This is a genomic window from Methanobacterium veterum, assembly GCF_000745485.1.
Taxonomy (GTDB): Archaea; Methanobacteriota; Methanobacteria; order Methanobacteriales; family Methanobacteriaceae; genus Methanobacterium_D; species Methanobacterium_D veterum.
This window is the reverse complement of sequence record NZ_JQJK01000014.1, coordinates 245,024-271,855: the sequence shown is the minus strand read 5'-3', so window position 1 is coordinate 271,855 and position 26,832 is coordinate 245,024. Positions and strand designations below refer to the sequence as shown.

Genomic DNA, 26,832 nt, shown 5'->3' with positions numbered 1-26,832 from the left:
AAGTAAACCAAACAACAAATAACAGTAATCCCAAAAAAGGTGATTACGTCACAATAAAAATTAATGTTAAAAACAATGGACCAAATAACACTACAGGAGTAAATATAACTGATTTACTGCCAAACGGATTAATAGTAGACAGTGACCCAAATACCAGCATTACAGCAAGCCAAGGAACTTACGACCCTACAACCGGATTATGGGCTATCGGAACTTTAACCAATGGAAAAGAAGTCACATTGACCATAATTGCCAGAGTAGACGCTGAATCCGGAACAACTATTGCAAATCGCGCATACTTGTCAGGAACACCCGCACAATACGACTGGAACACAGAAAACAACGCAAATGAAAAATATATTATTATAACATAAATAGTTAAAAAAAATATTAGAGGACTAAAAACCCTCTAACTAATTTATTTATAAGAAATATAATATATAAATTAAAAACATTCTTTAAGGAGGTTATAAATTTGAAGAAAAAATATGAAAAACCCGAATTAAAAAAACATGGTGATCTTAAAAAAATTACTAAAGGTTTTGGTGTAGGAGGAGCAGATATGCAGGGTGGTCCAGAAAGCTAATTCATCTATCAATTTTTAGGTACACGTTAAAGATAGCAAATTTTGAAAATGAAAAATTTTTAATCAATTTATGAGATATTTTTGTTGTAGTAAAAACCATAGATATAATAAAACCACTAACCAAATTTCGAAAAGATCATGATTATTTCCGTTATATCTTTCAAAAATATTCTGAAGTTCTTTTAAATTCACATAGCTCTTGATGATGCTATTATCATCATAAATAATTTTTTTTAATGTGCTTTTTTCAAATAGTAAAAAGTTTTTTTCATATGTTGGCCTTAAATCTGTTTTATTATAACGCCATTGAATTTCAGTAGGTAAAATATCTTCCATTGCAATACGTAAAATATATCTACTCCATCCACATTTTAATTTCATTTCTGTTGGTAACGCATAGCAAAATTCAATGAGCCTTTTATCATAAAAAGGATATCTTAATTCAATATCGGAACATGCAACAAGTCTATCCGTTGTTTCAAATACCGTTTTGTCATAAGCATCATTAATAGCATGATAATGATATTTTTTAGATGAAAATTGTTTTAATGATTCATTATAATCTACGTTATCAATACCTAAACTCTTTAAATAATCTTCATTAATAAACAAATCTTCATTTTTCCTTAAAAATAATTTAATTAATTTTTTAAGATCATATGGAACAGAAGGAAAAATAATTTTTTCCAGAAGTATTTTAAATTTATTCTCATGAGAGTTACTAGAACGTCCATTTATCTCTTTAATTAATTCTTTCCAACTAAATGTTAATGCTAGTTCTCGAAGATAATTGTTCCCATGGGATACAATTTGATCACCACCCTGACCACTTAAAACTATTTTTATACTTTCTTCATTAATTTTTTGATAAAATTTAACTAGTTTTGTAATATGTGGAGTGTAAAATGGTTGATCTTGATACCATAGAACTGTTTTGATATCCTCCAATGGACTTATAAAATCTACATTAACAAAATTAGCTTTTATTTCATGTTTATCTATCACCTTTTTAATAAAAAATCGTTCATCACTTTCAGGAGTTTCATCAAATATCTGTGAAAAAGTGTTAATTTTCAAATTTATATCCTCATTTTCACTTAAAATTTTTTTTGTAATACATACAATTGAAGATGAATCAAGTCCTCCACTTAATTCAAATCCTAGAGGAAAATGACTTCTTAAGCGACAGCGCACTGCTTCAGCAAATATATCCCGAAAAGTTTTTGCATACTCTTCTTCAGAATCCATTATTAAGTTTAAGTTAGGATCTAATTTCCAGTATTTCTCTTTTACGATTTTATATTTGTTTAATGTAAAAGAATGAGCAGATGGTAAACTTTTAACATTTTCATAAAAAGTTAATTCTTGATCTTGACTATCTCTCATTAAGAAAAGCGCCACTTTTTTTTCATTCAACTCACGTGGAACCCCTGGAACACAAAAAAGTGCCTTAATTTCAGTCCCAAAAACAAACATATCATCATCTAAATAATAATAAAAAGGCTTCACTCCCATATGGTCCCTGGCACAAAACAACTTCTCCTCATTTTTATCCCAGATAGCAAAAGCAAAATCCCCCAAAAGCTTATCAGGACAATCTTCACCCCACATTGAATAAGCTTTCAAAATAAAGTAGCTGTCTGAAACTTCTTCTTTATCTTCAATATCCAGTTCCTTTGAAAGCTCGTCCCTGTTATCTATCCTTGCATCAGCTGTAATAACAAGCCCTGATTCATCATCTTCAAAGGGGAGTTTCTCATGTAAAGATTCAGGTGTTGTCCAGAGCATCTGATGCCCCAAAGCAACTGATCCTTCACACCAAACGGCAGACCCATCTGGCCCCCTGTGTGAAAGTCTAGCATTCATATTTTTAATTAGTTCAGGGTCAATTTTTCGCCCATCTCTATAGAATATCCCTGTAATCGCGCTCATCTTATTTTTCACCTATGTTCAATATAGGAGTATATTCAACTTCTGATTCACCTAGAACTATCTTATCATCAGCTTCCAACCATGCATGGGCTTCTAATTCCCCATTATTTTTAGAAACTCCAATTTTAAGGTTGGAGTTATAATTCTGCCCTGCAAGTAATATCTGCGCAGCTAAAGCACGAGTAAGACACGTGGCCTTAGGCACATATCTGCTCATAACCGGAACCGCCCATGTCAATTTCTCAAGGGGAATGTTGTGAGATTCACCTGAAACTGCGGTTAATTTACCTACGATCTTTTGAATAACTGAAAAAGGGAGTATCCACAGCATTATTCTAATTACCCATAGTAAGAAGAAAGATTTAACTAGAATAAATTTGTCTTCAAAACTTAATTTTAAAAAACTATGAATTATCCCCATAACATCAACAAAATCTTATTTTACTTCAATAAGTCCTTTATCTGAAAGTTCTGTGAGTAATTCCATCAAGTCCTTTTCACATACTTCTTCTGAAACATCGTATTCTTCAAGGACTGCATCACGGATTTCAGCCATAGTTTTCGGTTCTTGATTAATATTATTCCATATAAATGCCCCTACTGGATTTAAGCCGTAATACACGCCGTCTTTAAGACCTAAAATTACAACTTCATCTTCCACGTCGCAGTGAACCGCTTCCTTTGTGACAGAAATCACAGATAAATCAGATATTTTATGTATCATGTTATCTCAATTGCTGGTTGGATCATAAATATTTATAGGAAGCAAAAATCTTTCATTTAATACTAAATATTAAAAAATTAAGAATAGAGTATTTATAACGGAAATATCAATGAATTAATATTAAATACATAACTAATTCAAATTGAAATTTAATAATACTTGATTCAAGGAAGACCAGCATGAAAAGACCAAATAACACAGACATTATTTTAGTAGTTTTACTGGCAGTGATATCTATTGTATGTATCACCACCCCCCATTTAAACAAATATATAATAGTGTTAATTCCATACGGGCTTTTGCTGTTCTTTTTACCAGGGTATTCCATTGTAACTGCATTATCCATTAAAAAAAGTGGATTAATCACTAAAATTTTAGTGGGCATCCTCATAAGTATGGTTATCACATTTATATTGATTTCAACTATCCATTACACTAATACTCCCTTTAGATACCGCTTAATAATTATAGCACTATTTACTATACTTTTTGCAGCAGTTGGATACATAAGGAGAGTTATAGCTTCCAGGAAACCAGATAGATATGTGATCTGTGAAAGCTGTAACGGTTATTACAAACTTGAGGAAGGCGAATCTTTAGAAGATTTTGAAGCATGCCGCTGCGGCGGTGAATTAAGGTATGCTGAAGATAATTTCATGTCTAAAAAGGAGCCGAAGAGGAAAAAAAAATCCCATAAGGAGAAGAAATCTAAAAAACCTAAAGCTGAAGATCCCCAGTACATCGTATGTGAAAACTGCGGCGGCCACTACACCCTTAAAAAAGGAGAATCTTTAGAAGACTTTGAATCATGCCGCTGCGGAGGCAGATTGAAATACGCTGAAAAATATTTTAAACTGAACCCTAAAGGTAGATCTAAAATATTTTCAAACAGCTTTTTACTGGTAATTATCCTTACACTCGCTGCTGTAATTGCCGTGGTTTTTAATTCAATAAGCGGTAGTATTATCCGGTCTGTTATGGTTTTGCCTTTACTGTTCTTTTTATCAGGTTATTCTATCATCAACATCATTCATCCTCATTTATCTAAATTTAAGCTTGCAATATCAAGTTTTATTTTAAGTACAATTGTTACATTTTTACTGTGTTTAGCATTCAGCAGTATTGTAAAAATTTCCCCTGCAAATGTTATCACTGCTTTAGCATGCCTTACAATTATATTAACAGTATTTTCCAAAATTAGAGATCCTAAATTAAGCAAAGCCGAAAAAGAAGGAGAAGAAAAAAAGGTGCAAAAACGATCCAACTTGGGTACAGCACTCTTAAAATCCATTGCAGTTAGAAATAAACAATCAACATCACCTACTGAAAATTCAGTATCTGCACTGCCAAAAAGTCCTCAAAAGGCACCGCATGATAAAAAGCCAGTGTTTAAATTACCAGAGGAAAGTCGGATCGCTATTCCTTCAGATATTATACTGGTATGGTTAATCACTGCATTATGCATAGTTTTTGTTTTAACTCCCGTATTGAATGATACATTTATCAGGGTCATTTTAGGCATATTATTAATATTATTCATTCCAGGTTATTCGTTAATAGCTGCATTATTCCCTAAAAAAGATGATTTAGATGGAATTGAACGTACTGCACTCAGTTTTGGTTTAAGCATAGCAGTTACTCCTCTTATTGGGCTTTTATTAAATTATACTCCATTTGGAATTAGATTAGAACCTGTACTTATATCTCTATCAATTTTCACTATGGTTATGAGTGTTGCTGCTTACATCAGGAGATGGAATCTGCCGGAAGAGGAGAGGTTCAATGTCAACTTCAAGTATTATTTCAACAAGATCATTGAATCATTTAAGAGAGAATCGGGAACAGATAGAATTTTATCAATCGTCCTTGCAGTTTCCATTATCCTTGCAATTTCTGCCACAGCTTATGTGATTGCAGTCCCTAAGGAAGGTGAAAAATTCACAGAATTTTACATTTTAGGTCCAGATGGAAAAGCAAGCAACTACCCCACAAATTTAACAGTGGGGCAAACAGGAAACGTGACAGTGGGAATTGTAAATCACGAGTACTCCACAGTTAACTATGAAATGATAATAAAACTAAATAACCAGACCATAAACGATACCAATATTACATTATCCAACAACGAAACATGGCAGCAGCCTTTCACGTTTACACCGTCCATTTACGGTCAAAACCAGGAATTGGAATTCTTACTATATAAATTACCAGACAACAATACAGTTTACAGGTCTCTCCACCTGTGGGTTAACGTTGGATAAATGATCTATTTTTACATTTTATTAACTTTAATCCTATTTTTACCGTCCAAATTTTAATTAATTCGAATATAACACTATTCAGTGCTAAAGATATGTGTATATCGGTCGAATGCATTTAAGAACAATTACTAATTTATTAATAATTTTAATAGTATCCTGCTTATTTTTACATCATGCAAAAAAAATATTATCTATTGATATTGATTCTTATTGTTCTTATGGGCCTGTTTACAGGTTACAGTGTCCAAAAATATAATTCTCCTCTAAAAAGCCCAATAAATATTCAAAACTCCAATCAGGATACTGATAAAAATATAAATCCTAAAGACTCAAATATTAAAAAATATTTCCAGAAAGTTGTAAAAGTCCATTATAAAGCAAATTATAAATCTAACGTGCCTAAAAAACCATCTCAATTTTGGAAAGATAACTGCGGCGACTGCGATGACAAAAGTGCGGCATTTGCAGATTATTTAAATAAATTAGGTGCTGAAGATGTAAAAATTGTTATACTTATCCATAACTCAAGAGAATATGCCCACTGTGCAGTAATGTGGAAAGATCATATCTTCGACCCATCTGCTGAACCCCCTATTTATAACATAAACAAAACTAGATATTTTAATTTTCTTAAAAAAATAGGGTTCAACCTGCAGGTTACTTATCCCTACAGTTACTATAAAAACAGCTATTTTCAAAAGTCTAATTAAAAGTTATGCAATACTGTCTAAAAAAACAAAAATAATGTATCCCTACAAAAGTTAAGCAGTAACTTACTATTAAAACATTACACTCAAGTTTATTTTTAAAAGTTCGCCCATGTCCCGAGGTTGCGAAAATAATGTAATTTCGCGTGATCTTGAATTAAATGTTTTAAGATAGCTCATATCAAAACTAAAATTTAACATGAAGTCTAATTGATGCACATGTCATAGACAGAGCGTAAAATTTAAATTTTAAATATCAATGATATTTTCATGCCTGAAATTATTTTATATTAACATGCGAATAAAAATAATCAATTAAGTATTAAATGCATACCTTATAAAGCAATTACTTACCATAAATCTCATTAATTACTGCCAGATTTACAATTAACATATTAATAAATAAAATTTAGTAATACAAAGTAATATAATTGTATGTGATATATAATGGGCAGAAATGGCCTTACAGTATGTAAAAATAACAAATATTATATATCAAATAGAGAGAATAAATATTATTTGGAGGTAATAAATGATCTCAACTGTAACAACCACAACAACGACAGTAACTACAACACAGGTTATGGCGTATGGGATAATTGCAGTGATTGCATTGATCGTATTTTTAGCGCTTAAAGAGATTTTAAGTGCTGAAGCAGATAAAAGCGAACGAATGAAATCATTCGTTAAGGGATCCAACGTAGCAATAGTACCACTCCTTTTGGTATTTGTAGCTATTGTAGCTTATAAAGTGGTAACAGTCCTTTAGGTGAATTAAAATGAAACAAAATAATTTAATAATCGCTATAGCGCTTATAGCTGTCATAGTTATAGCTGCTTTAGCCGTAACAACTTTTATGAAACCACAAGGACAACAAGCTTCAGCTGCAGGAGATAATGCTACCAAATTAGCATTCTACAATAACGGGACCACATGGTTACACTTAGATGTTATTCTAGAGAATGTAACTTTAAAAAATGGAACTGTACAAAACTTTTACGTACAAGTATTCATGCAACCAAATAATGGAACAGCAGTAATTGATCTAAGTAATCTTGCAGGTTATGGTAATGAAAAGTTACCTGCTGGAACAAATATAACAGTTCTAGCTTCAAAAGGACTATTCATGCCTGCGGGTTCAACACCAGCTATTGGAGATACAGCTGATTTGAACTTAAACATGCAGGGATGGTCAAACACAGGACAACCGACTGATGATGATGGTATTTACAATGTATTTTACCCACAATTAAACATATCAGAACTTCCAACAATTTCAGGAAATCCAATAACCAGTGACACGGTTATTATAAAAACAGAGCCTAACCAAGTCCAATTCAATCCAGAGATAACCAAAAAACAAGACCCTATCTTTGAACACGAAACAGTAAACGTAGATGAAAACGGTAAAGTTACAATAACCATAGTACAGGCACCAACATTGCAGATATTGTCAAATGCTAACCAAAATGCTAAATACGGTAAAGTTACACTAACCAAAAATGGTAAGACACACACAATTATCATAATACCAATACCGCCGTTATGTCATATAATGGCTGGTTAAATAGCTTGTGTAAAAAACAGTGAATATTAAAAAAACCTCTTTTTTATTTTTTTTGTAATTCAATTAGTTAATTGTGATCGAAAATGAACTCTAAAACTACAATTATTTTAATAGTATTAGTTCTCATCTGTGGAATTGCAGCTTATGGAATTGCAAGTGGAGCCATAGAAGACGCTATATTTAACAGCATTCCTTATAATTATTCTTCAGGTGTGTTGATACCCTCAAATGAAGGTTCTCTTGGAGGATACTATGCAATAAATGGACAGGGAAAGAACTTTAATTTTAATATATCCCTGCCAGGAGAAGAAAATACAGAAAGTCCATTTGATTATACAAAAGACGGGCTTAATGGTACAGGACATCTAAACAATATAGGTATAACTTACAACACTATTACCAGCCTCTGGTCACATGACTTAAAAGGGGCCATGTTCAACACTAAATTTGATGGAACATTCAACATGTCATGTGCTGCTTGGACAGGTAACGGCAGTTTCTTAAATAACGGGCAGAATTTTACTGGAAACTTCAAGATAAGAGGAGTATTCTCCTATTGGAATGGAACATTCGATGTAAAAGAAGATAGTAATAGAATAAAATTACAGATGAATTATGTATGGTATCCAAATAATAACCCTCAAAAAGCTAAGAATGTTCAAGAAATTATATACATGTAAATGCATTAAACTCAAGTTTAATGCATTTATTTTTTTACAATTTATTTTTCTAATTTTTGATAACCCTACTAATACATTATCAAAGGATAGTTGCTAGATAAGGCGCTACAGCTGGAAAGATAAATGGCATGATTAGAAACAGGAATGAATTGGAGATTCCGTGAGATAATGTAACCCCAAGCAAACTTCTTGTTTTCTGGAAAGCATAACCATAAAATATAGCCACTCCAAATACGAAAGCTAAATCCAAACCAGATTGCCACCCAACGTGAAGCGCTGTAAAGAGTATGGAAGCATAAAGCAGGCCAAATACCTTTCCAAATACATTTTCTGCATTTTTTTGAAGTATACCTCGAAACAGAAGTTCTTCTGCAAACCCTGTTGATATTGTAAGGATTACAGCCCCAAACAGAACTGTTTCTACAGAAAGCGTAGAGATTAATGGAGCAGGTTTAAGTATTAAATACTCAGTAAACCCTAAAATAATCCCACTTAAAGCGATAGTTAGTTGAAGAGGAATATTACCTAAAACTAACCCTATTTTCTTTCGGGTGAGTTTTTGAGCTCTAATAAGAGTATATGATGCAGCAAATAGCGGAACAGCAATTATAGGGAACCAGTAAAGCGGCTGTATCTGCATGATAGGTATTGAAAGCCCAATTATTCTAATCATAGGTAGAGCCATCATTGATCTAAGAAGTGTGGAAAAATTATAAGATTCATGAAAGGAAGAATGGATTAAAAGGGCAAATAGTATAACCATCTCTAAAACAAGGCCCATTTGCATATTGACATATGTAACAGAAATTTCTGCTGCAGAAATTGCGATGAAATAAACAATAAGTGCTGCTATATCTTTTTTAGAAGATCTAATACGATATCTTTTGGGTTCGATGTCTCTCATTGCATCTTTAACACGGGCCTCCCTTTCACGATCTTTAACCTTTTCAAATAACTCTAAAGAACGTTTATAATCCATCACAGCATCTTCAAATGCATCCTGCAGTTCAAAAGTGTTTGCTATAAGGTTTGATACCATTCCCGCGCGTTTATAATCACCCGCTTTCTGAAATTTTTTAATGGATTTTTCATAGTACTCACGGGCTTCTTCATAATTTTTGTATCTTTCAAAAACAATGCCTAACCCGGTAAGAGCATAACCTTCTCCAGTTATATCAGCAGCAGCGTTATAAAGATTTAGAGAAGAATTATAATACTTTTGAGCCTCTTCAGGTTTATTTAACGATATATAACTGTCACCTATTCCAAGAAGAGCATCTGCTTCCCTTCGAGGATCATTTGTATTTTTAAATAAGCTTACTGCTTTTTTGTAATATGAAATTGCTTCTTCGAGTCTTCCCTGACCATAAGAAGTATTTCCTAAATCAAATGCCATCTTAGCATCCATTTTATCCATCGATTCACCCGCATTATTTCAGAGAATTATTTATTTTCTTTTATTTTTAATTACATGCCATATAAATTTACTTGTTAAAAATGAACAATATTTCCCATTATTACATTAACAATATAGTATGCAGTTTATATAAGTAATATATGATAAATAAACTTTATTATGTTATATAAAAAACTTAAAATATTTATTACTTGATTTAAAAGATAAAAAAATAGTTATTACAGGTATAAAACCATTGCATCAAAACCAAAATATATCACGTCCATATAAAACAATAAATCGCTTTTGTGACTTCTGTAACACAACTATATTAATATAAAATAAAATAAGTGAATTTATATATAATAAGAATCCATAATAATGTATATAATATTTAAATTAGAATAATTACTACATGTAATCACAATATAAAAAAAAGTAGTACTTTTTAAGTATTTCAAATAGATTAAGATGGCTCTCCTAAGACATAAAATATATTACATCTTTAAAATGTAATATGAAAAATAATGAATGTAATACGAGATATAAAACAGTTGAAAATAAGTTATTACTCAATATAACAAAGGAGAAAACTGTATTATTCACTAATAACAAATTATTTATAGGCAAACTAAAAACTAATTAATATACACTATTTTAATTTATTATATTAATAATAACGATAATTAGTCTGAGATAAGGGGATAAAAGGGGAAAAAATGACTAAAATAACAGCCATATTACCTGCTTACAATGAAGAGGTATCCCTCGGAAGTGTTGTACTTAATACTAAAAAATATGTGGACAATGTAATTGTAGTTGATGACGGCAGTAAGGACAGTACTGTAGAAATCGCTAAACTTGCAGGTGCAGAAGTAATAAGTCATCCTTCTAATAAAGGGAAAGGTGCAGCATTAAAAACTGGTTTTGAAATTGCAAAAACCTCTGAAATTATAGTAACTATAGATTCTGATGGTCAACACGACCCAAATGAAATACCAAAACTGGTAGCTCCCATAATAAACGGTGAAGCTGATATCGTAAACGGCAGCAGATATATCAACGGGAATAAAAAAGATACCCCATCCTACAGACGTGTCGGTCAAACAGTGCTTGATAAAGCCACTAATTTAGGCTGTGGACTTGAGATTACAGATAGTCAAAGTGGATACAGGGCATTTGCAAGGCATGCGATACCTGTTTTTAGATTCAGCAGTGTTGATTTTGGTATCGAAAGTGAAATGCTTATGGATGCCGCCAATGCAGGGCTGCGGATCAAAGAGGTTGAAATTAACGTTAGATATGATGTAGACGGCTCTACAAAACATCCTGTAAGTCACGGTATAGGCGTGCTGATGAGGGTAATAAATGATCTTGAATTTCAAAGACCTTTATACTATTTTACATTACCCGGAGCCATAATAGTTATAACTGGAGTAGTACTGGGCCTTCTATTCTTCGGAGACTATTTAGGTGGTGGAACTAGAAGCCTGCTTCCCACGATCCTTGCAATAATGATGACAATGGTAGGTGGATTTTTGGCATTTACAGGAATAATTTTAGACTCCATGACTCGAATGATAAACAGGGTTGTAAATGATCCCAATTATGATATCCGTGCCGGTGAGATTTCCAGCACTAAAGTCAAACAACAGGGAAAATAAAATACACATTTAGTCATCTGGAACATTTTTTAATTAATAAGATTGCAGTACTACCCGACATGTTTTTAACAGTTAAATAGCATATTTATTGTAATGTTTAACCATAAAATTGTTAACAAAAATCTTTTAATTATTATTCCTTCAATCATAGCATTTTTCATAGGGCTTATCCCAACATTACAATACGGCTGGCCTTTAAGCTGGGACATCATCCACCACGTACATATTGCAGAAGTATATGCACAGTACGGGTTTACACTTACAGATCCGCTGATAAGTTTACAAAATGGGCCTCAAAAAATAGGATACGTCCCATTATTCCACTTATTTATTGCAGCTATTGGTTATATCACAAAAATTAATTACTTCCAGATAGCACGCTTTTTACAGCCTTTAATTGCAGCAGGCATAGTATTCTCAGTTTCGTACGTGGGATACAAATTTTATGGTTTAACAGCAGGTGTTTCTGCTGGCTTTCTAATATTATCAAGCAACCTTGTTAACAGGATAGTTTTACCTATCCCTGAAAATATAGCGTTGATTATATTCCCAATTGCAGTGTATTTATTTTACATATCCCTGAAAAGAGATACATATAAATATGCTTTAATATCAGGATTATTGTTTATTTTAATGGCATTAATCCATCAATCAGCTGCATTTTTATTATTTTTAACAATAACATCATTTATTATTGTTAAATCCATTTTAAGTAAGGACATATATGTTTTTAAAAAGTATATTGCATGGATACTGCCTCCTGTTTGTGCAGCAGTTATAGCATTAACAGCTGTTCTAATTCTAGATAACAGTATTATACACAATATACTGCAAAATGGGATAGGTGCTGTAACAGGTTATAAAGATTCAATTTCATACAGTTATAACCAGCCTTTAGATTTAATTCGTTATGTATGGCAGTTAGGGATCATAGCTTTATTGTTTGCACTTATAGGTGCCGTGGCATCCTATAAATTAGACCTGCCTAGAACTGTGAAAGATAAATCTGTCCTTTTAATAGTATGGATAGTAGTTATGTTCATATTCAGCAAGATGAACTGGTTTGGACTTAATATGATATCTTACAGGGTTCTTATTTATATACTGCTGCCACTTTCAATATTAGGCGGTTTCGGCCTGTATCAAGTGTATAATTGGGGAAAACAAAAGAAAATATCAAATTTACCAGTAGGGCATTTAATTTTAGGGACAATATTTTTATTTGCAACGATAAATGGGGTTTTAATAGCAAGTAACCCTAAAATAGCTACTTTTGGGGCCCAAACAGAGCTTGGAACCATAAGTATAGCGCCGCCATCTGCATCTGAAATAGATTTAGCCGATTGGTTTAGTAAAAATGGAGATAAAAATAAAAGGGTAGTGATTTCCAATTATTATTCCGGGATGTTTTTAGTAGCTGATACAGGGCAGCCTCTCTCACGTTATAACCGTGTGCTTATTGGTAAAGTCAATCAATCAACACTTATTAAGAAAAATATAGGTTACCTTGTATATGATAAAAGGTTAAAGTTCACTTCAGATAATAAGACTTACCGTACCGAACCTGGCGGACTGGTGTATTTCACTAATATCTATCAAATTATACCAAAATATGCAAAAATAGTATACGAAAACAATGACTTTATAGTATGCAAGGTTCAAACTGCAAAAACATAGAATACATCACGATTATATTTTTATATAAAAATAACCATACATTAACCAACTTCTCTCTTTTAATTATGTATAAAATTATCCTAATCTATAAAACAATTAAATATATTTAAAAAGGAATACATCCAAATCATTTTTAAATTTCAGCGGGTATTAAAATGAATATATTTATACTAACATCTGGGAAGTACGGTTCACGGATTATAAACCATATATCAAAAATGGGGCTTGCATCTTCCATAATAGGGATACATGAAGTTCCAGGCGATTTACCTGAATTTATAGACGATGTCAGTAGATATGTTCCAGATAATCTTCCTGAAGCAGATCTGATCCTTTCAATTGGATTATATGGGGACATAAATATGATTATACCTTTCGTTGCATCTAAAACTGGGGCAAAGTCTATAATTGTACCAATACATGACCCCAAACAAATTCCAGCAGGTCTCCAGATGGAAATAGAAAGCGAGGCTTGTGATGCCAGAATAGTGTTTCCAAAACCATTCTGTTCGCTTGAGCCGGTTGGAGATAAATATATAGATAAATTTGTAGAATCCTTTGGAAAGCCGGAACTTGAGATCAAAGCGGATGATCTAATAAGACATGTTGAAGTTAAAAGAGGCGCTCCCTGCGGTTCAACATTGTTTGTAGCAGATAAATTGAAAAATGTACCTGTCGCTGAAGCTGAATTTGAGGCTGGAGGCAGATACCATAATTATCCATGTTTAGCATCCATGGATATTGATCCTCAAATTGGAGATACCTTATTACACGTTGCAGGTTACAGGATCAAGGAAGCTGTAAAGAGAGAGCTTGGGTTTGCTGTAAAATCTGCTGTCGTTAGTGAAGAAATGTGCCAGGGTGGAGATAACTGCAGCCATATCTGCTATGAGGTATGCCCCCTAGGGGATGAAACTGTTAAGATCAAAGAAAATGGTAAAGTAGAAATTAATGCAAATTCATGTGGATACTGTTCAATTTGCGTTCAAAAATGTCCATTTGAAGCCATTACAATTAAAAATAATGTAAACTTAAAAAGAAGTGAATAAAATGGAAGGAAAAGTAATATTTATAGGTGCAGGACCTGGAGATCCTGAACTTTTAACCGTAAAAGGCCAGAATGCATTAAAAAATGCAGATATTATAATTTATGCAGGTTCACTTGTAAACAAAGAAGTCTTAAGTGTCGCTAAAAAGACAGCTGAAATATACAACAGTGCTTCTATGAACCTTGATGAAATTCTGGAAATAATGGATAAAGAAACAAAAGAGGGAAAAATCATTGCAAGAGTACATACAGGAGACCCCGCTATATATGGGGCAATAGGAGAACAGATCGAATTTTTAAGGCACAATAATATTAAATTTGAAATTATACCCGGCGTCAGCTCTCTATTTGCAACTGCAGCTGCACTTGAATCGGAATTAACACTGCCTGAAGTGTCACAGACAGTTATTATAACACGTCCTGAAGGTAGGACTCCTAAACCAGAATCAGAATCCATCAAAGAACTTGCAAAACATAATGCCACCATGTGCATATTTTTAGGAATTCACATGATTGAAAATGTCGTCTCTGATCTTTTAACTCACTACCCTAAAGACACTCCAGTTGCTGTTGTTAAGAAGGCCTCATGGAGGGATCAGATGATAGTTAAGGGTACTTTAGAAGATATTGCCTCCAGAGTTAAAGAAGCTGGAATTGAAAAGACTGCAATTATAGTAGTAGGTAACGTTCTTAATCCTGGTGATATTACCCCTTCCAAACTTTATGATGCTGAATTTACACATGAATACAGGAAAGGGCGCCAAAACAAATAATAAAATTTAACAGATAAAATAAATATCAGAATATCTATACACTTACTTAACTTTTTTATTGAAACTTTTGGAGAATTAAAAACTTGAATAATATAGATAAACTAAAAGAATGGTTCAACCGGCAGAGCAATACCAACAAAGCAGTGCTGGGATTAAGCCTATTTTGTATAGGTTCTATACTATTCATTGCAATGGCAGGAATACTGGTTCCAGATATTACTTATTTATCTTTAGAGACACCTAATGCTCAAATAGATAATAGCACTCTTGAATATACTATAACAGGTTCCTCAGAACCAAATGCCCAAGTTTTTCTGTATGATGCAGATTTAAACTTAAATAAGGTGCCGGTTAAGGTAGATAACAACGGTAATTTCAGTTACAATCTTAATATTCCACTTAGCGTCACCGACACCAAAGTTTCTGTAGTTTCACAGGTACATGGGAAATATGAGGTCTCTCAGGATATGGAAATACAGCGCCCATTAACATTTCTTTCGATTAAGCCTATGCAAGAACTTAGTTATGGGAATAAAAGTCTTGTACTGGAAGGTAAAAGTGATCCTGGTGCTACTATTCATATTATATCAAATATGACCCTGAGAAGTAACCTTAATCTCCAAAGTTATGTAGATACCGCTTTTAATGACCCGGTGATCAACAATATCACTTTGAAGGCTGATTCCAACGGCTATTTCAAACAGGATTTCTATGTTCCTTTAAATTCCACATCAGCTTACTTCAATGTAACTGCCACATCTACAGGTAAAAGGGACAGTACTCAAGTTCAAAATGTTACCCGTGATTATGATATATTCCCTTCCATTATGTCAATCTTTAACAGCAGCTATCTTTCAAACAGTGTTAAAGTGAAAAACTTCACTGGAAAAGGATTTTCAATAACCTATCCTGCAGTCTGGGAAAGACAGTCATATAAAAACGCAGGGAAAGATGCCCGATTAGATTTAATCTATGGAAATAGTGTTGAAGCCATAGTATGGTATGGTAAAATTGGCAATGAATTTGGAAACTCTCTTGAAGACTATAAAAACACCCAGGATGTTCACATACGTACATGGTGGGGTGGAACTGAAGTTTTTGAACAGGATATCAATAAAAATGGCATGACTGGCTTTAGAACTGTATATAAATGTCAGAATAATCCTGTATTTTCCAATGACATAGCTGCACCGTTTTATATAGACAGGACAACGGTTACAAAAGATAATGTAAGCGTATATGAACTGCAGTTAATGGTCTTCAGTGATTACTACGAAAAGAATGATTATTTAATTGAACAAACAGTAAACAGCTTTAAGATCATATAATTTTTAAAATTAATTGAAATTATTTGAAGATACTACTTTTTAATTCTTTATTTTCTTTAATTTAAACATGAACACAAAGTTTATATAATCTGCAGGTAAAAATATCAAAACACGTAATATATTACCTATAGAGGACTAACAGATCTAAATAACAACTTCAGGCGGGTAAAAATGGAACAGAATTCAAACCTAAAAGGACATCCAAATAGATTCGAAATGGAACAGTATATATTGGTATTCATATTTTTGATAGAGCAGCGCTGGGGTTATATAATCAATAAAGAACTTGCAGATGATAAAATAACAACTAAACAATGGTTAATGATGATTGTTATAGAGAATGCATTTGACCACGACCCGTCTATGCAGGAAGTTGCAGATGCATTAAGCACCACACATCAAAATGTAAAACAGCTGGCAGTCAGATTAGAATCAAGGGGCTTTATTAAGATAGAACGAGACCTCCATAACAGGCGTATTTTAAGACTGAGAACTACAGATGAATGCAGAAGGTACTGGGAAAAAAGGAGTCCTGAAGATGCTAAATCTATAATTTCTCTATTTAAAGGATTGGAGGATGAAGAAATAAGTTCACTATTCAATATTGTAATGAAATTGGAAAAAATATCAGGAAACCTGTACAATGAAGCTAAAAATGTAAAAAAAGTAAATTGAATGTTTTAAGCCGTTATCCAGATATATTAAAAGTTTCAGGATAAATTATCAATTTATCCCTTTTTCTAGCTCATCGGTTGCTGTATGTTCTTTCATAATAAGCCATGTACTCGCCGCTTTTTATCCGTTCCCACCACTCTTTGTTATCTAAATACCACTGTATAGTTTCAGCTATACCTGTTTCGAAGGTATATTTTGGTGTCCAGCCCAATTCATTTTGTATTTTACTGGAGTCTATAGCATATCTCCTATCATGGCCTAATCTATCTTTTACAAAGTTGATAAGAGATTCAGGCTTATTTAAATTTTGAAGAATTAATTTTACTATTTCTATATTTTTTTTCTCGTTGTTTCCACCTATATTATAGATTTCTCCAATCTTACCCCTATGAATGACAAGATCTATAGCAGAACAGTGGTCATAAACGTGCAGCCAATCTCTTACGTTCAGCCCATCACCGTATACCGGCAGCGGCTTATTTTCAAGGGCATTAGATATCATTAAAGGGATTAATTTCTCAGGGAACTGATATGGTCCGTAATTATTAGAACATCTGGTTATGTTTACCGGCAGATCAAACGTTTTATTATAAGCCCTGACCATTAAATCTGCGCTGGCTTTACTTGCAGAATAAGGACTATTGGGAGCTAAAGGAGTATCTTCCCGGAAATAACCTGTTTTTCCCAAGGAACCATAAACTTCGTCAGTTGATACCTGCAGATATTTTTTAATACCATACTCTTTGGCAGCGTCTAAAAGAACCTGAGTTCCAAGTACATTTGACTTTATAAATATTTCAGGATCTTCAATACTGCGGTCTACGTGAGATTCTGCTGCAAAGTTTACGATGTAATCCACATCAGATGTGATTTTAAAAATTAAATCTTTATCAGTTATATCTCCTTTAAAAAAGGTATAATTAGGATTATCTTCAATTCCACTCAAATTCTCCAGATTTCCGCAGTATGTAAGGGAGTCTAAATTCACAATTTCATAGCTACCATATTTATCAAGCATATATCTTACAAAATTGCTCCCTATAAACCCTGCTCCCCCTGTAATCAGTATCTTCGTCATTATTTGTTCTCCACGGCATTATTTAAAAATCAGTACCCGTTTCTTTAAATGTTTTCCACTTCATGTCCTTTTCAGAGAGCATGATTTCCATATCCTGACCAATTGGCCATTCAACATTTATATCAGGGTCGTTCCAGAGTATTCCTCCCTCATCATTGGGGTCATAAAAGTTGGTGCACTTGTAGGTAAACTCTGCTTCATCTGAAAGTACTAAAAAACCATGTGCAAACCCTTCAGGTACATAAAACTGTTTTTTATTTTCATCAGAGAGAATGACTCCTTCCCATTTACCATAAGTTGGTGAATCCTTTCTTAAATCAACCGCCGCATCAAATACTTCCCCTTTTATAACACGGACCAGTTTACCCTGAGGTTTGGTATACTGAAAATGAAGCCCCCTAAGAACTCCTTTTTTAGATTTAGACTGGTTATCCTGAACAAAGTTAAAATCTAATCCTGCTTCTCTAAATTCTTCTGCATGGTAGGTCTCCATGAAGTAACCTCTTTCATCCCCAAACACGGTAGGTTCTATTATATAAACACCCTCAATAGATGTCTTTATAAATTTAAATTTACCCATACTCTTCCTCGCTTAAATTGAACTTTCTAAATTTGAATCTTAAAATCGGTTGTTATTGACTAATTCCATAAGATAATTGCCGTATTCAGTTTTTTCTAAAGTTTTCGCCAGTTTAAGGACCTTATCAGCATTTATCCACCTATTATGGTAAGCAATTTCTTCTAAACATGCTATAAAAAATCCCTGTCTTTTCTGAATAGCCTCAACAAAGTTACTGGCCTCTAAAAGCCCATCATGTGTCCCGGTATCTAGCCATGCCATTCCACGGCCTAATAATTCAACTTTTAATTGCTTCCGCTTCAAGTAAACCTCATTAACAGAGGTAATCTCAAGTTCTCCCCGAGCAGAAGGCTTTACATTTTTAGCTATTTCAATTACATCATTATCATAAAAATAAAGTCCAGGAATAACATATTTTGATTTTGGATTCTCGGGTTTCTCCTCAAGAGAAAGTACATTACCATCCTCATCAAATTCAACTACGCCAAAAGCCCGTGGATTTTTAACATAATATCCAAAAATAACTGCACCCTCTTTTAGTGCTGAAGCCCTTTTTAATATTTCACTGAACCTGTGACCGTGGAATATATTATCCCCAAGTACTAAAGCCACATTATCACTGCCAATGAAATTTTCCCCAACTATAAATGCTTCTGCAAGCCCTCTAGGTTCATCTTGCACTGCATACGAAAAAGAAACTCCCAGATCACTGCCGTCTCCTAATAACTCTTTATAGAGAGGTAAATCTCGAGGAGTGGAAATGATCAGTATTTCCCTGATACCTGCAAGCATAAGAACAGATAATGGATAATAAACCATTGGTTTGTCATAAATAGGCAGTAACTGCTTTGAAACCGATTTTGTAATTGGGTACAGTCTTGTACCGGATCCGCCTGCCAGAACTATTCCTTTCATTTGTTATTCCTCCTTTATGCAGCCCATTTATAATAAGTCCATATACTCCTTTAAGGCCTCTTTATAACTTCGAATTTCCGGAAAACCTTCCATTTTCCAGTTATAATTTTCAAGAACTGAATATTCTGGTCTTAATGCGGGAGTAGGAAACTCTTCTGTAGTAACTGGTTTTACTTCAACATCAATTCCAGCTATATCAAAAATCTCCTTGGCATATTCATACCATGAACAGTATTCACTATTTGTAACATGATAAATGCCGTAGGCTGGTTTTTTAATAAGCTGCTCAATGGCATTTGCAAGATCTAAAGTATAAGTAGGAGAGCCTACCTGGTCATTAACAACGGAAATAGTATCATTTGTTTTAGCTAAATTAAGCATTGTAGTAACAAAATTAGGGCCGTGGTAGCCGTATAACCATGCAGTTCTAACTATATAAAATTTGTCCAAAATGTCACGGGTATAAACTTCACCCAAATACTTAGTTTTACCATAAGCACTTAATGGGTGGGTTTGATCATATTCATAATATGAACTGCCCTTAGTACCATCAAAAACATAGTCTGTAGATATATAAACAAGGGCACTATCAACTTCTCTGCATGCAACAGCAACGTTCCTTGTTCCCAGCACATTTACTTTATATGCTAGATCAAATTTAGATTCACATTCATTCACATTGGTAAATGCCGCAGCGTTCACCACTACATCAGGATTAATCTCTTTTACTGTTTTGATTGTTTTATTAATATCTGTAATATCTAAAGTGTCAATTGTGGTGGTACTGATTTCATTTTCGGCAGATAAGCTATCCACTAAATCATGACCCAGCATACCTTCAGAACCAATGATTAATACTTTCATTTTTTCAAATCCCATTAGTAATCAAATTAATATACAGCAAACTTATGTTTTATTTAACTTTATAATTTATTTTAGGTTTATATTACTTATTATAAATAACATATACGTGAAATTTAATTAAATGAATTATTACATAAAATAGAGATATACATAACTTTAATTCAGTTGTTATTTGATGAATAATTAATCAGGCATAGTGAACATTTATACTACAATTAACTTAACATAATCAATTTTACGGCTTATCTGGAACATTTTAGCAATCTTTTTGATTCTATCTGCCGAACCATCTAAAATAAATATTTCAAGGCATGTGCTGTCTTTAAGGTGGCTGTGAATTTGAGTATTGACAATATCTTCAAAATCATGTTTTATTTCAGTTACCCTATCTTCAACTTCCTGTTTATGAATTAAAACAAGTATTGCATTAATTTGACCTTCTAAGGCCTCTTTTTCCTTATTGTCTGCTATTAGCATCCTTGCACTTGCCCTAATTACATCAGATCTTCCAGAAAAACCGATTTCATCTTTTATTTTATCTATTTCTTCAAGCAACTTTTCATTCAGAGATATACTGACAATTGGCATGTTGTATTATAAGTTAATAAGCTATTATAAAGATTATGCTAAATTTTATTAACATTATATTTAAATATTAATAAGAACTAATAATAAAGCATACAAAGTTTAATAGCTTTGGGGGCTATGAATGGAAAAGAGAAGAATAATAATAGTATCATTACTTTTAATATTTATTTTAACGGCAGGTTTATTTATTTATTTTTCTGCAAGCAGTCAAGAAGAATCAGATAACAGTAAAATAAACGTAGCAGTGAGTATAGGTCCGCAAGTTGAGTTTGTTAAAGCTGTAGGGGGAGATAAAGTAAATGTAATTTTAATGGTGCCCTCTGGATCAGACCCACACACCTACGAGCCGTTACCTGAACAATTAACCAGCATCTCAAAAGCAAGAATGTATGCAGAAGTAGGGACACCAGTAGAGTTTGAAACAAATTACATGTCCAAAATAAAAAGCATTAATCCCAATATGCTTATTGTAAACTGTTCAAAAGGGATAGAATTAATGCCTAATACTGCAGAGAATGAATCCGATGAAATAGATCCCCATGTTTGGACAAATCCTAAAAACGCTGAGATAATGGTTGAAAATATATACCAAGGATTGGTTCAGATAGACCCCTCAAATAAAGATTACTATCAAAAAAACCGTGACCAGTATTTACAGAAACTTGATGAATTAGATAAAAACACAACCAAAACGCTTAAAGAGAAACATACTCCTATTATACTGGTATTTCACCCTGCTTTCGGTTATTACGCCAAAGCATACAATCTTACCATGATCGCAGCTATGATCAACGATGAAGAACCATCACCACAGCGAATCGCAATGATGGTGGACACTGCCAAAAAAAATAATATAAGCGTGGTATTTACAGAGCCCCAGTACAACCCAAAATATATGCAGTCAGTAGCCTCCCAAATAGGAGGCAGAGTTGTATTTGTAAATGATCTTGATGAAAATTATCTGCAAAACATGGAAAATGTCGCTAAAGCATTTTCAGGGTCTTAAAAAAATTAATTTTTAAAATTTTATTTGTGTTATTATTTAGGATTAGCAATATAACAGAAAGATACTGCTGATTCTTCTTATTTAACAGTTAATTATATAAATTGAAGGTTAGATTACGGCTATTACGTGGTTGAAACCAGCGATACAAGCTGAAAAATATGTTAAACCCCTTAAATCTAACAACAATAAAAACGAAGGTTAAATTATGGCTTCAAAAGTAGTTGAAATTAGCAATGTTTCAAAAAAATTTGGCAAATTATCAGTTCTTCATGATATTAACCTCAGTGTAAATGAAAAAGATTTGATGGCAATAATAGGTCCAAACGGAGGTGGAAAAAGTACCCTCATTAAAATCATCATGGGGATCCTGACACCAGACACTGGTGAAGTCAAAATCTTCGGCAGGGAACCTAAAAAATCCAGAAAATTAATGGGATACCTACCACAGCATGTTGCTTTTGATCCTGATTTTCCTATAAACGTTTTTGACACAGTACTTTCCGGCAGATATCATGGATTATTTAAAGGCTACACAAAAAGCGATGAGGAAGCAGCCGAAAAGGCCTTAAAAGATGTTGACATTTACAAATTAAGAGATAGACAAATAAGCGAGATCTCCGGTGGGCAGATGCAGAGGGTTTTTATAGCTCGTTCCATTGTAAGAGAGCCTAAACTTCTCATTATGGATGAACCCATGGCCAGCATAGATCCTGAAATGCAAAATTCATTCTACAAATTATTATCTCGTTTGAATGATAAAATGACCATAATACTCATAAGTCATGATGTAGGGGCAGTTTCGGCCCATGTTGATAAAATAGCATGTCTTAACCGTGAATTATTTTATCACGGCCCAGTGGAAGGTTCTGCAAAAGGATTAGAAGAGGTTTATAAATGTCCTCTTGAACTTATAAGCCATGGTATTCCCCACAGAGTGCTGGGAAAACATGAAAAATAATAAGATAAAGGAGATTATTGATGATTGAGAATATACTTCAGTATCAGTTCATGCAGAGAGCGTTTATAGCAGCGGTGCTTGTGAGTATCGCATGCGGAATCGTTGGAACCTACGTAGTTATAAAAAGAATAGTCTCTCTAAGCGGGGCAATATCCCATGCTGCTTTTGGTGGTGTAGGTCTTGGCTACTTTTTAGGTGTAAATCCAGTACTGGCAGCTATTCCATTCAGTATTTTATCTGCAATGGGAATAGGTGCAATTAGAGATCGAGTTAAAGTTAGTGAGGATACAGCTATTGGGATATTATGGAGTGTAGGAATGGCTATTGGTATAATTTTCATAAATTTAACCCCAGGAAACGCTCCGGACCTCTTTAGCTACCTTTTTGGAAGCATACTAACCATAGACAACTCTGATCTTTATATAATGTTTATTCTAGACCTGATAATTATAGCAACTGTTTTCCTGTTCCAGAGGGAATTTTTAGCCATATCATTCGACGAGGAATTCTCGAAGGTGTTAGGAGTTCCTACAGAATTCATTTATATGCTTCTTCTATCTCTGGTGGCGTTAAGTGTAGTGGTTCTTATTAAAGTAGTTGGGGTCATCCTTATAATTGCCCTTTTAAGCATTCCCGCTGCCATAAGCAAACAATTTACCTATGATATCAAAAAATTAATGGCATTTTCCATTATAACCGGTGCTATTTTAACTACTGTTGGACTGCTGCTTTCATACATATTCAATTTAGCTTCAGGAGCAACTATTATTTTAGTTTTAGGAATAACTTTCACAGTAGTTTCGCTGGTAAAAAAATACTGGTAATTCATTATAATCTAGATTATACATCAAATAACAGGATTAAAAATTGAATTTACCATTCTAAACTTCTTTTCCTTAAGATTTTATACACAGATAATATCACATGTGAAATAACTCACATTTTAAGGGACAAAATTTTATTTATTTGTGATAATTACTTTAAATCAAGGGCCGAACAAGTCCTGGTGAAAAGTCTGGATAAAATCATCCTTCTTGTTATTTTTTCCATACTTTTCACCTCCTTTATGCCTTCAATCTCTGATTTTGAAATTACATACATTATGTAAAAATTAAATATTGAATTTTATATGATGTTTTTAATATGGAGTTCTTATAATGATTTTTTTCTTTAATAAATAACAGTAATTTTAAAATGTAAAATTTTACATGATCTTAAATATTTATAAGCCCATAAGTGCAAGATCAATTCATGAAAAACAAATTAGTTATTTCAGTTATCTCTATTTTTATTTTATCCATTACTTCACCAGTTGTATTTGCTGATGTTATAGAGCCTGGGATGAAAGAAGTTAAATTATATTATACTATCTCCAATATTAATAAATACCCAGATTATATTTTTTTAATCCATGGGACACCTTCTCCATCCTACGAAATAATTAATTCCAGCGAGTTTAGTTTCTATAAATTAAGTACAGTTTCCATATATGCCATAAAAAAATCTAATTTCAATGAAACTGAACTATCCAGTAACGCCCATTTTTATAATTACTTTAAAAATAATCCAGATATAATAAGATCAAATATAAAACTCGATGGTTCTTATAAACAGGTCAATATTAATGACCCTCTAGAGAAAGCGTGCGTACTACTTGATATAAATTCGATAAATGGAAGTACAATGGAGATAAATAAATCTAAAATAATATTTACATATACAGACGGTACTTCACAGGAAAAAATATTTAAAGATCAAAATATAACACCTGAACCTTCCAATAAATCTAATTTAGCTCTTGAATTATGGTACATTGTTATTCCAGTTTTAGCTATCATTGCCATAGTTATAATTATTATATCAAGAAAATTTAAATGAAAATATGGCACATTTTCTGGTTGCATGGCTCATCACAGTTATGGTAGAATTTTTTATTTTATGGCTTTTTACCCGAGATAGGCCATCTAAACTTTTTCTTTATTCTTTACTTATAAATTCATTTACACTCCCACTAGCTACATATAGCTATTACAACATTTTAAACAACATTTATATTATTGAAATAGCTGTTATTTTCATAGAAAGCATTTTAATCATACTCTTATTAGAAATTAAATATAAAACCGCCTTTTTGATTTCTTTAACTGCAAATTTTGTTACTGCAGTAATCGGTTTTTTTATTTAGGAATTTTTAAAAAATAAGTTTTATATGCAGACCAAGATATATTTATAAATTGGTCTGCAAATGTATGCGTGGAGGCGATAACTAGGCAACTATCTATATTTACATGCACTAGTTTTCAATTAGATAATATATTATTACTTATTAATAATACTTTCCATTATTTTATATTATTCACCCCGCGCCTTAATAGTCCATTTATTATATATTCTTAATTTTAAATGAACTACTCAATTTAAGATTACTCTAATAAATTTAGTGGAAAATACAAAGAACTAATTAAGAAATTTAACCACTTCAGCTGACGTTGAAGGTTTAAATATCTTAAAATAAGTAAATCCATACATCAAACCACCATTATAAAGCCCATATAATTGATAAAAAAATATTTTTCTTAAATCACTTTCAAATTCGATATTAAATAAATTATAGGTTAAAAAATGGAATATAACTTGGTAATCTAAAAATAAGAAGTAAAATTTATGTTATAAAAAAATATGTTGAAGTTTAAGATGCCTTTTAAACTTTAATTTCGCTTAAAATAAGATTAATTTTCTTTTTATCTTCTATAAACTCAATTGAACCATTAAAATGTTCTAATATTGTCATTATAAATTTTAACATTGATTTAGATTTTCGAGACCCGTTAATATCTTCTCCAATACCATCATAATTCATAACCAATTTAACAGTCCCATCATACGATTTTAAACTGATGTTTAACTCACATTTATCCTGATCTGATTCAAAGTAGTTACCTTCAATAAATTCATATTTTAACTCATCAGATATAAGCTCATTTAGAATTAATCCAAGGATAATTGCAGTATTTATATCAATTAAAACTCCACCCATATCTAAATTTAGTTTAACAAGATCTTTATCCACAGCATATACGTCCAGTAAATAATTTATGAGGAGAGCAGTATACGTATTAAAATTAACCATTGCAAAATCTTCAGACTGATCTAGTATTTCATTAAGCATCATAATAGCATTTATACGAGTCTGGCTTTTAATATAGAAATCAGCTGAATCTTCCTCTTTAATTACAGAGGCATCTATAGTTATTATAATTGAGATCAGTTCCAGAGTAAACTGAATTCGCCTATATATTTCATCTATAAGCGTTTCTTTTTCCTTTATTTCTTCTTGAAGATATTTATTGGCCCTTTCCAGTTCTTCTGTTCTTTTTTCAACCAGTTCATTTAGATAATATCTGTGCCGGATTAATTCATCTTCAATTAATTTACGTTCAATAGCATATGATATAGATCGGGACAATAAAGGACTGTTAACCTGTCCTTTTACAAGATAATCCTGTGCACCTTCACTTACAGCTTTAATAGCTGTTTCTTCATCATTGAATCCACTTAATATTACAATAGGGATTTCAGGGGCCTGTTCATATACACTGAAGAACGTATCAAGCCCAACACTATCCGGAAGACTCAAATCAAGCAATAAAATATCAAAATCATTCCTAACAAGACACCGAAGCCCATCAGAAAGCCTTTTAGAATGGTGAAGCTCAAATACAGCACTATTAACTTCTTTCAGCATTTCCTCTATTAATCTAAAATCTTCAGGATTATCTTCAATTATTAAAACTTTGATAAGCTTATCATCCATATCTTAACCC

At 32.6% G+C, this 26,832-nt stretch carries 27 protein-coding genes; 17 read left to right on the top strand and 10 right to left on the bottom strand.

Going from position 1 to position 26,832, the window contains the following annotated elements:
- Both EJ01_RS07250 and EJ01_RS17255 read left to right on the top strand, forming a co-directional pair.
- Positions 1–374: DUF11 domain-containing protein (locus EJ01_RS07250; RefSeq protein WP_048192866.1), on the top strand; the 374-nt coding region annotated here is incomplete at its 5' end.
- A 101-nt stretch (positions 375–475) separates the two neighbouring features.
- Complete coding sequence (locus EJ01_RS17255; RefSeq protein WP_169740446.1) at positions 476–586, top strand: lasso RiPP family leader peptide-containing protein; 111 nt, start codon at positions 476–478, stop codon at positions 584–586.
- A 63-nt stretch (positions 587–649) separates the two neighbouring features.
- Here EJ01_RS17255 and EJ01_RS07245 read toward each other — a convergent pair whose 3' ends face one another.
- Genes EJ01_RS07245 through EJ01_RS07235 form a run of 3 tightly spaced genes read right to left on the bottom strand, consistent with a single transcriptional unit; the run spans position 650 to position 3,242 of the window.
- Entirely contained in the window at positions 650–2,518 is a 1,869-nt protein-coding gene (locus EJ01_RS07245) for a lasso peptide isopeptide bond-forming cyclase (protein WP_052375947.1), read from the bottom strand.
- Position 2,519: 1 nt separating this feature from the next.
- Complete coding sequence (locus EJ01_RS07240; protein ID WP_048081097.1) at positions 2,520–2,939, bottom strand: lasso peptide biosynthesis B2 protein; 420 nt, start codon at positions 2,937–2,939, stop codon at positions 2,520–2,522.
- A 15-nt stretch (positions 2,940–2,954) separates the two neighbouring features.
- Complete coding sequence (locus EJ01_RS07235) at positions 2,955–3,242, bottom strand: PqqD family protein (protein ID WP_048081098.1); 288 nt, start codon at positions 3,240–3,242, stop codon at positions 2,955–2,957.
- A 179-nt stretch (positions 3,243–3,421) separates the two neighbouring features.
- Between EJ01_RS07235 and EJ01_RS16940 the strand changes: the two genes are divergently transcribed.
- The 5 genes from EJ01_RS16940 to EJ01_RS07210 all read left to right on the top strand — a co-directional run bounded on the left by EJ01_RS16940 (position 3,422) and on the right by EJ01_RS07210 (position 8,458).
- On the top strand, positions 3,422–5,503 hold the full coding sequence (locus EJ01_RS16940; RefSeq protein ID WP_084689172.1) for a DUF1616 domain-containing protein: 2,082 nt from the start codon (positions 3,422–3,424) through the stop codon (positions 5,501–5,503).
- A 173-nt stretch (positions 5,504–5,676) separates the two neighbouring features.
- Positions 5,677–6,213 carry a hypothetical protein gene (locus EJ01_RS07225; RefSeq protein WP_157203586.1) on the top strand — a complete coding sequence of 179 codons (537 nt, stop codon included), beginning with the start codon at positions 5,677–5,679 and terminating at the stop codon, positions 6,211–6,213.
- A 529-nt stretch (positions 6,214–6,742) separates the two neighbouring features.
- Complete coding sequence (locus tag EJ01_RS07220; RefSeq protein WP_048081100.1) at positions 6,743–6,979, top strand: hypothetical protein; 237 nt, start codon at positions 6,743–6,745, stop codon at positions 6,977–6,979.
- A gap of 10 nt (positions 6,980–6,989) precedes the next feature.
- Positions 6,990–7,778: a hypothetical protein gene (locus EJ01_RS07215; protein WP_052375943.1), complete on the top strand. Its 789-nt coding sequence runs from the start codon at positions 6,990–6,992 to the stop codon at positions 7,776–7,778.
- A gap of 83 nt (positions 7,779–7,861) precedes the next feature.
- Complete coding sequence (locus tag EJ01_RS07210) at positions 7,862–8,458, top strand: hypothetical protein (RefSeq protein ID WP_048081101.1); 597 nt, start codon at positions 7,862–7,864, stop codon at positions 8,456–8,458.
- 79 nt (positions 8,459–8,537) lie between these two features.
- Here EJ01_RS07210 and EJ01_RS16465 read toward each other — a convergent pair whose 3' ends face one another.
- Positions 8,538–9,875 (bottom strand): tetratricopeptide repeat protein, encoded by a 1,338-nt coding sequence (locus EJ01_RS16465; RefSeq protein WP_052375940.1) that lies wholly within the window; start codon positions 9,873–9,875, stop codon positions 8,538–8,540.
- A 698-nt stretch (positions 9,876–10,573) separates the two neighbouring features.
- Here EJ01_RS16465 and EJ01_RS07200 point away from each other — a divergent pair.
- The 6 genes from EJ01_RS07200 to EJ01_RS07175 all read left to right on the top strand — a co-directional run bounded on the left by EJ01_RS07200 (position 10,574) and on the right by EJ01_RS07175 (position 17,019).
- Positions 10,574–11,518, top strand: coding sequence for a glycosyltransferase family 2 protein (locus tag EJ01_RS07200; RefSeq protein WP_084689171.1), 945 nt, complete (start codon positions 10,574–10,576; stop codon positions 11,516–11,518).
- 93 nt (positions 11,519–11,611) lie between these two features.
- Positions 11,612–13,195, top strand: a complete 1,584-nt coding sequence (locus tag EJ01_RS07195) for a hypothetical protein (protein WP_048081102.1) — start codon at positions 11,612–11,614, stop codon at positions 13,193–13,195.
- A gap of 155 nt (positions 13,196–13,350) precedes the next feature.
- The gene (locus tag EJ01_RS07190) at positions 13,351–14,244 is read left to right on the top strand and encodes a DUF166 domain-containing protein (protein WP_048081103.1); all 894 of its coding nucleotides are present in this window, start codon (positions 13,351–13,353) and stop codon (positions 14,242–14,244) included.
- Between the two features lies 1 nt (position 14,245).
- Positions 14,246–15,016 carry a precorrin-4 C(11)-methyltransferase gene (cobM, locus tag EJ01_RS07185; RefSeq protein ID WP_048081104.1) on the top strand — a complete coding sequence of 257 codons (771 nt, stop codon included), beginning with the start codon at positions 14,246–14,248 and terminating at the stop codon, positions 15,014–15,016.
- Between the two features lie 83 nt (positions 15,017–15,099).
- Positions 15,100–16,344 (top strand): Ig-like domain-containing protein, encoded by a 1,245-nt coding sequence (locus tag EJ01_RS07180; RefSeq protein ID WP_048081105.1) that lies wholly within the window; start codon positions 15,100–15,102, stop codon positions 16,342–16,344.
- Between the two features lie 171 nt (positions 16,345–16,515).
- Complete coding sequence (locus EJ01_RS07175) at positions 16,516–17,019, top strand: MarR family winged helix-turn-helix transcriptional regulator (protein ID WP_048081106.1); 504 nt, start codon at positions 16,516–16,518, stop codon at positions 17,017–17,019.
- Positions 17,020–17,089: 70 nt separating this feature from the next.
- Here the strand turns inward: EJ01_RS07175 and rfbB are convergent, their stop codons facing one another.
- The 5 genes from rfbB to EJ01_RS07150 form a co-directional block, all read right to left on the bottom strand.
- Positions 17,090–18,097 carry a dTDP-glucose 4,6-dehydratase gene (rfbB, locus tag EJ01_RS07170; protein ID WP_048081107.1) on the bottom strand — a complete coding sequence of 336 codons (1,008 nt, stop codon included), beginning with the start codon at positions 18,095–18,097 and terminating at the stop codon, positions 17,090–17,092.
- A gap of 22 nt (positions 18,098–18,119) precedes the next feature.
- Entirely contained in the window at positions 18,120–18,677 is a 558-nt protein-coding gene (gene rfbC / locus EJ01_RS07165; protein ID WP_048081108.1) for a dTDP-4-dehydrorhamnose 3,5-epimerase, read from the bottom strand.
- 39 nt (positions 18,678–18,716) lie between these two features.
- Entirely contained in the window at positions 18,717–19,592 is an 876-nt protein-coding gene (gene rfbA / locus EJ01_RS07160) for a glucose-1-phosphate thymidylyltransferase RfbA (RefSeq protein ID WP_048081109.1), read from the bottom strand.
- A 27-nt stretch (positions 19,593–19,619) separates the two neighbouring features.
- A complete protein-coding gene (rfbD, locus tag EJ01_RS07155; protein ID WP_048081110.1) occupies positions 19,620–20,456 on the bottom strand; it encodes a dTDP-4-dehydrorhamnose reductase in 837 nt (278 codons plus the stop codon).
- A 204-nt stretch (positions 20,457–20,660) separates the two neighbouring features.
- A complete protein-coding gene (locus EJ01_RS07150; RefSeq protein ID WP_048081111.1) occupies positions 20,661–21,044 on the bottom strand; it encodes a CopG family ribbon-helix-helix protein in 384 nt (127 codons plus the stop codon).
- A gap of 121 nt (positions 21,045–21,165) precedes the next feature.
- On the opposite strand from EJ01_RS07150, the gene EJ01_RS07145 reads away from it, so the two are divergent.
- The 4 genes from EJ01_RS07145 to EJ01_RS07130 all read left to right on the top strand — a co-directional run bounded on the left by EJ01_RS07145 (position 21,166) and on the right by EJ01_RS07130 (position 24,886).
- Positions 21,166–22,050, top strand: a complete 885-nt coding sequence (locus tag EJ01_RS07145; protein ID WP_048192865.1) for a metal ABC transporter solute-binding protein, Zn/Mn family — start codon at positions 21,166–21,168, stop codon at positions 22,048–22,050.
- 205 nt (positions 22,051–22,255) lie between these two features.
- Positions 22,256–23,008 (top strand): metal ABC transporter ATP-binding protein, encoded by a 753-nt coding sequence (locus EJ01_RS07140; RefSeq protein WP_048081113.1) that lies wholly within the window; start codon positions 22,256–22,258, stop codon positions 23,006–23,008.
- A 20-nt stretch (positions 23,009–23,028) separates the two neighbouring features.
- Positions 23,029–23,832: a metal ABC transporter permease gene (locus EJ01_RS07135; protein ID WP_048081114.1), complete on the top strand. Its 804-nt coding sequence runs from the start codon at positions 23,029–23,031 to the stop codon at positions 23,830–23,832.
- 427 nt (positions 23,833–24,259) lie between these two features.
- The gene (locus EJ01_RS07130; RefSeq protein ID WP_048081115.1) at positions 24,260–24,886 is read left to right on the top strand and encodes a hypothetical protein; all 627 of its coding nucleotides are present in this window, start codon (positions 24,260–24,262) and stop codon (positions 24,884–24,886) included.
- Between the two features lie 823 nt (positions 24,887–25,709).
- Here EJ01_RS07130 and EJ01_RS16460 read toward each other — a convergent pair.
- Positions 25,710–26,822, bottom strand: coding sequence for a response regulator (locus EJ01_RS16460; protein ID WP_052375938.1), 1,113 nt, complete (start codon positions 26,820–26,822; stop codon positions 25,710–25,712).
- Between the last annotated feature and the right edge of the window lie 10 nt (positions 26,823–26,832).

Excerpts from the sequence above, each read along its gene's own strand:
- EJ01_RS07245 (WP_052375947.1), bottom strand. The coding sequence starts at position 2,518 with ATGAGCGCGATTACAGGGATATTCTATAGAGATGGGCGAAAAATTGAC.
- EJ01_RS07240 (WP_048081097.1), bottom strand. The coding sequence starts at position 2,939 with ATGGGGATAATTCATAGTTTTTTAAAATTAAGTTTTGAAGACAAATTT.
- EJ01_RS07235 (WP_048081098.1), bottom strand. The coding sequence starts at position 3,242 with ATGATACATAAAATATCTGATTTATCTGTGATTTCTGTCACAAAGGAA.
- EJ01_RS16940 (WP_084689172.1), top strand. The coding sequence starts at position 3,422 with ATGAAAAGACCAAATAACACAGACATTATTTTAGTAGTTTTACTGGCA.
- EJ01_RS07225 (WP_157203586.1), top strand. The coding sequence starts at position 5,677 with ATGCAAAAAAAATATTATCTATTGATATTGATTCTTATTGTTCTTATG.
- EJ01_RS07220 (WP_048081100.1), top strand. The coding sequence starts at position 6,743 with ATGATCTCAACTGTAACAACCACAACAACGACAGTAACTACAACACAG.
- EJ01_RS07215 (WP_052375943.1), top strand. The coding sequence starts at position 6,990 with ATGAAACAAAATAATTTAATAATCGCTATAGCGCTTATAGCTGTCATA.
- EJ01_RS07210 (WP_048081101.1), top strand. The coding sequence starts at position 7,862 with ATGAACTCTAAAACTACAATTATTTTAATAGTATTAGTTCTCATCTGT.
- EJ01_RS16465 (WP_052375940.1), bottom strand. The coding sequence starts at position 9,875 with ATGGATAAAATGGATGCTAAGATGGCATTTGATTTAGGAAATACTTCT.
- EJ01_RS07200 (WP_084689171.1), top strand. The coding sequence starts at position 10,574 with ATGACTAAAATAACAGCCATATTACCTGCTTACAATGAAGAGGTATCC.
- EJ01_RS07195 (WP_048081102.1), top strand. The coding sequence starts at position 11,612 with ATGTTTAACCATAAAATTGTTAACAAAAATCTTTTAATTATTATTCCT.
- EJ01_RS07190 (WP_048081103.1), top strand. The coding sequence starts at position 13,351 with ATGAATATATTTATACTAACATCTGGGAAGTACGGTTCACGGATTATA.
- cobM (WP_048081104.1), top strand. The coding sequence starts at position 14,246 with ATGGAAGGAAAAGTAATATTTATAGGTGCAGGACCTGGAGATCCTGAA.
- EJ01_RS07175 (WP_048081106.1), top strand. The coding sequence starts at position 16,516 with ATGGAACAGAATTCAAACCTAAAAGGACATCCAAATAGATTCGAAATG.
- rfbB (WP_048081107.1), bottom strand. The coding sequence starts at position 18,097 with ATGACGAAGATACTGATTACAGGGGGAGCAGGGTTTATAGGGAGCAAT.
- rfbC (WP_048081108.1), bottom strand. The coding sequence starts at position 18,677 with ATGGGTAAATTTAAATTTATAAAGACATCTATTGAGGGTGTTTATATA.
- rfbA (WP_048081109.1), bottom strand. The coding sequence starts at position 19,592 with ATGAAAGGAATAGTTCTGGCAGGCGGATCCGGTACAAGACTGTACCCA.
- rfbD (WP_048081110.1), bottom strand. The coding sequence starts at position 20,456 with ATGAAAGTATTAATCATTGGTTCTGAAGGTATGCTGGGTCATGATTTA.
- EJ01_RS07150 (WP_048081111.1), bottom strand. The coding sequence starts at position 21,044 with ATGCCAATTGTCAGTATATCTCTGAATGAAAAGTTGCTTGAAGAAATA.
- EJ01_RS07145 (WP_048192865.1), top strand. The coding sequence starts at position 21,166 with ATGGAAAAGAGAAGAATAATAATAGTATCATTACTTTTAATATTTATT.
- EJ01_RS07140 (WP_048081113.1), top strand. The coding sequence starts at position 22,256 with ATGGCTTCAAAAGTAGTTGAAATTAGCAATGTTTCAAAAAAATTTGGC.
- EJ01_RS07135 (WP_048081114.1), top strand. The coding sequence starts at position 23,029 with ATGATTGAGAATATACTTCAGTATCAGTTCATGCAGAGAGCGTTTATA.
- EJ01_RS07130 (WP_048081115.1), top strand. The coding sequence starts at position 24,260 with ATGAAAAACAAATTAGTTATTTCAGTTATCTCTATTTTTATTTTATCC.
- EJ01_RS16460 (WP_052375938.1), bottom strand. The coding sequence starts at position 26,822 with ATGGATGATAAGCTTATCAAAGTTTTAATAATTGAAGATAATCCTGAA.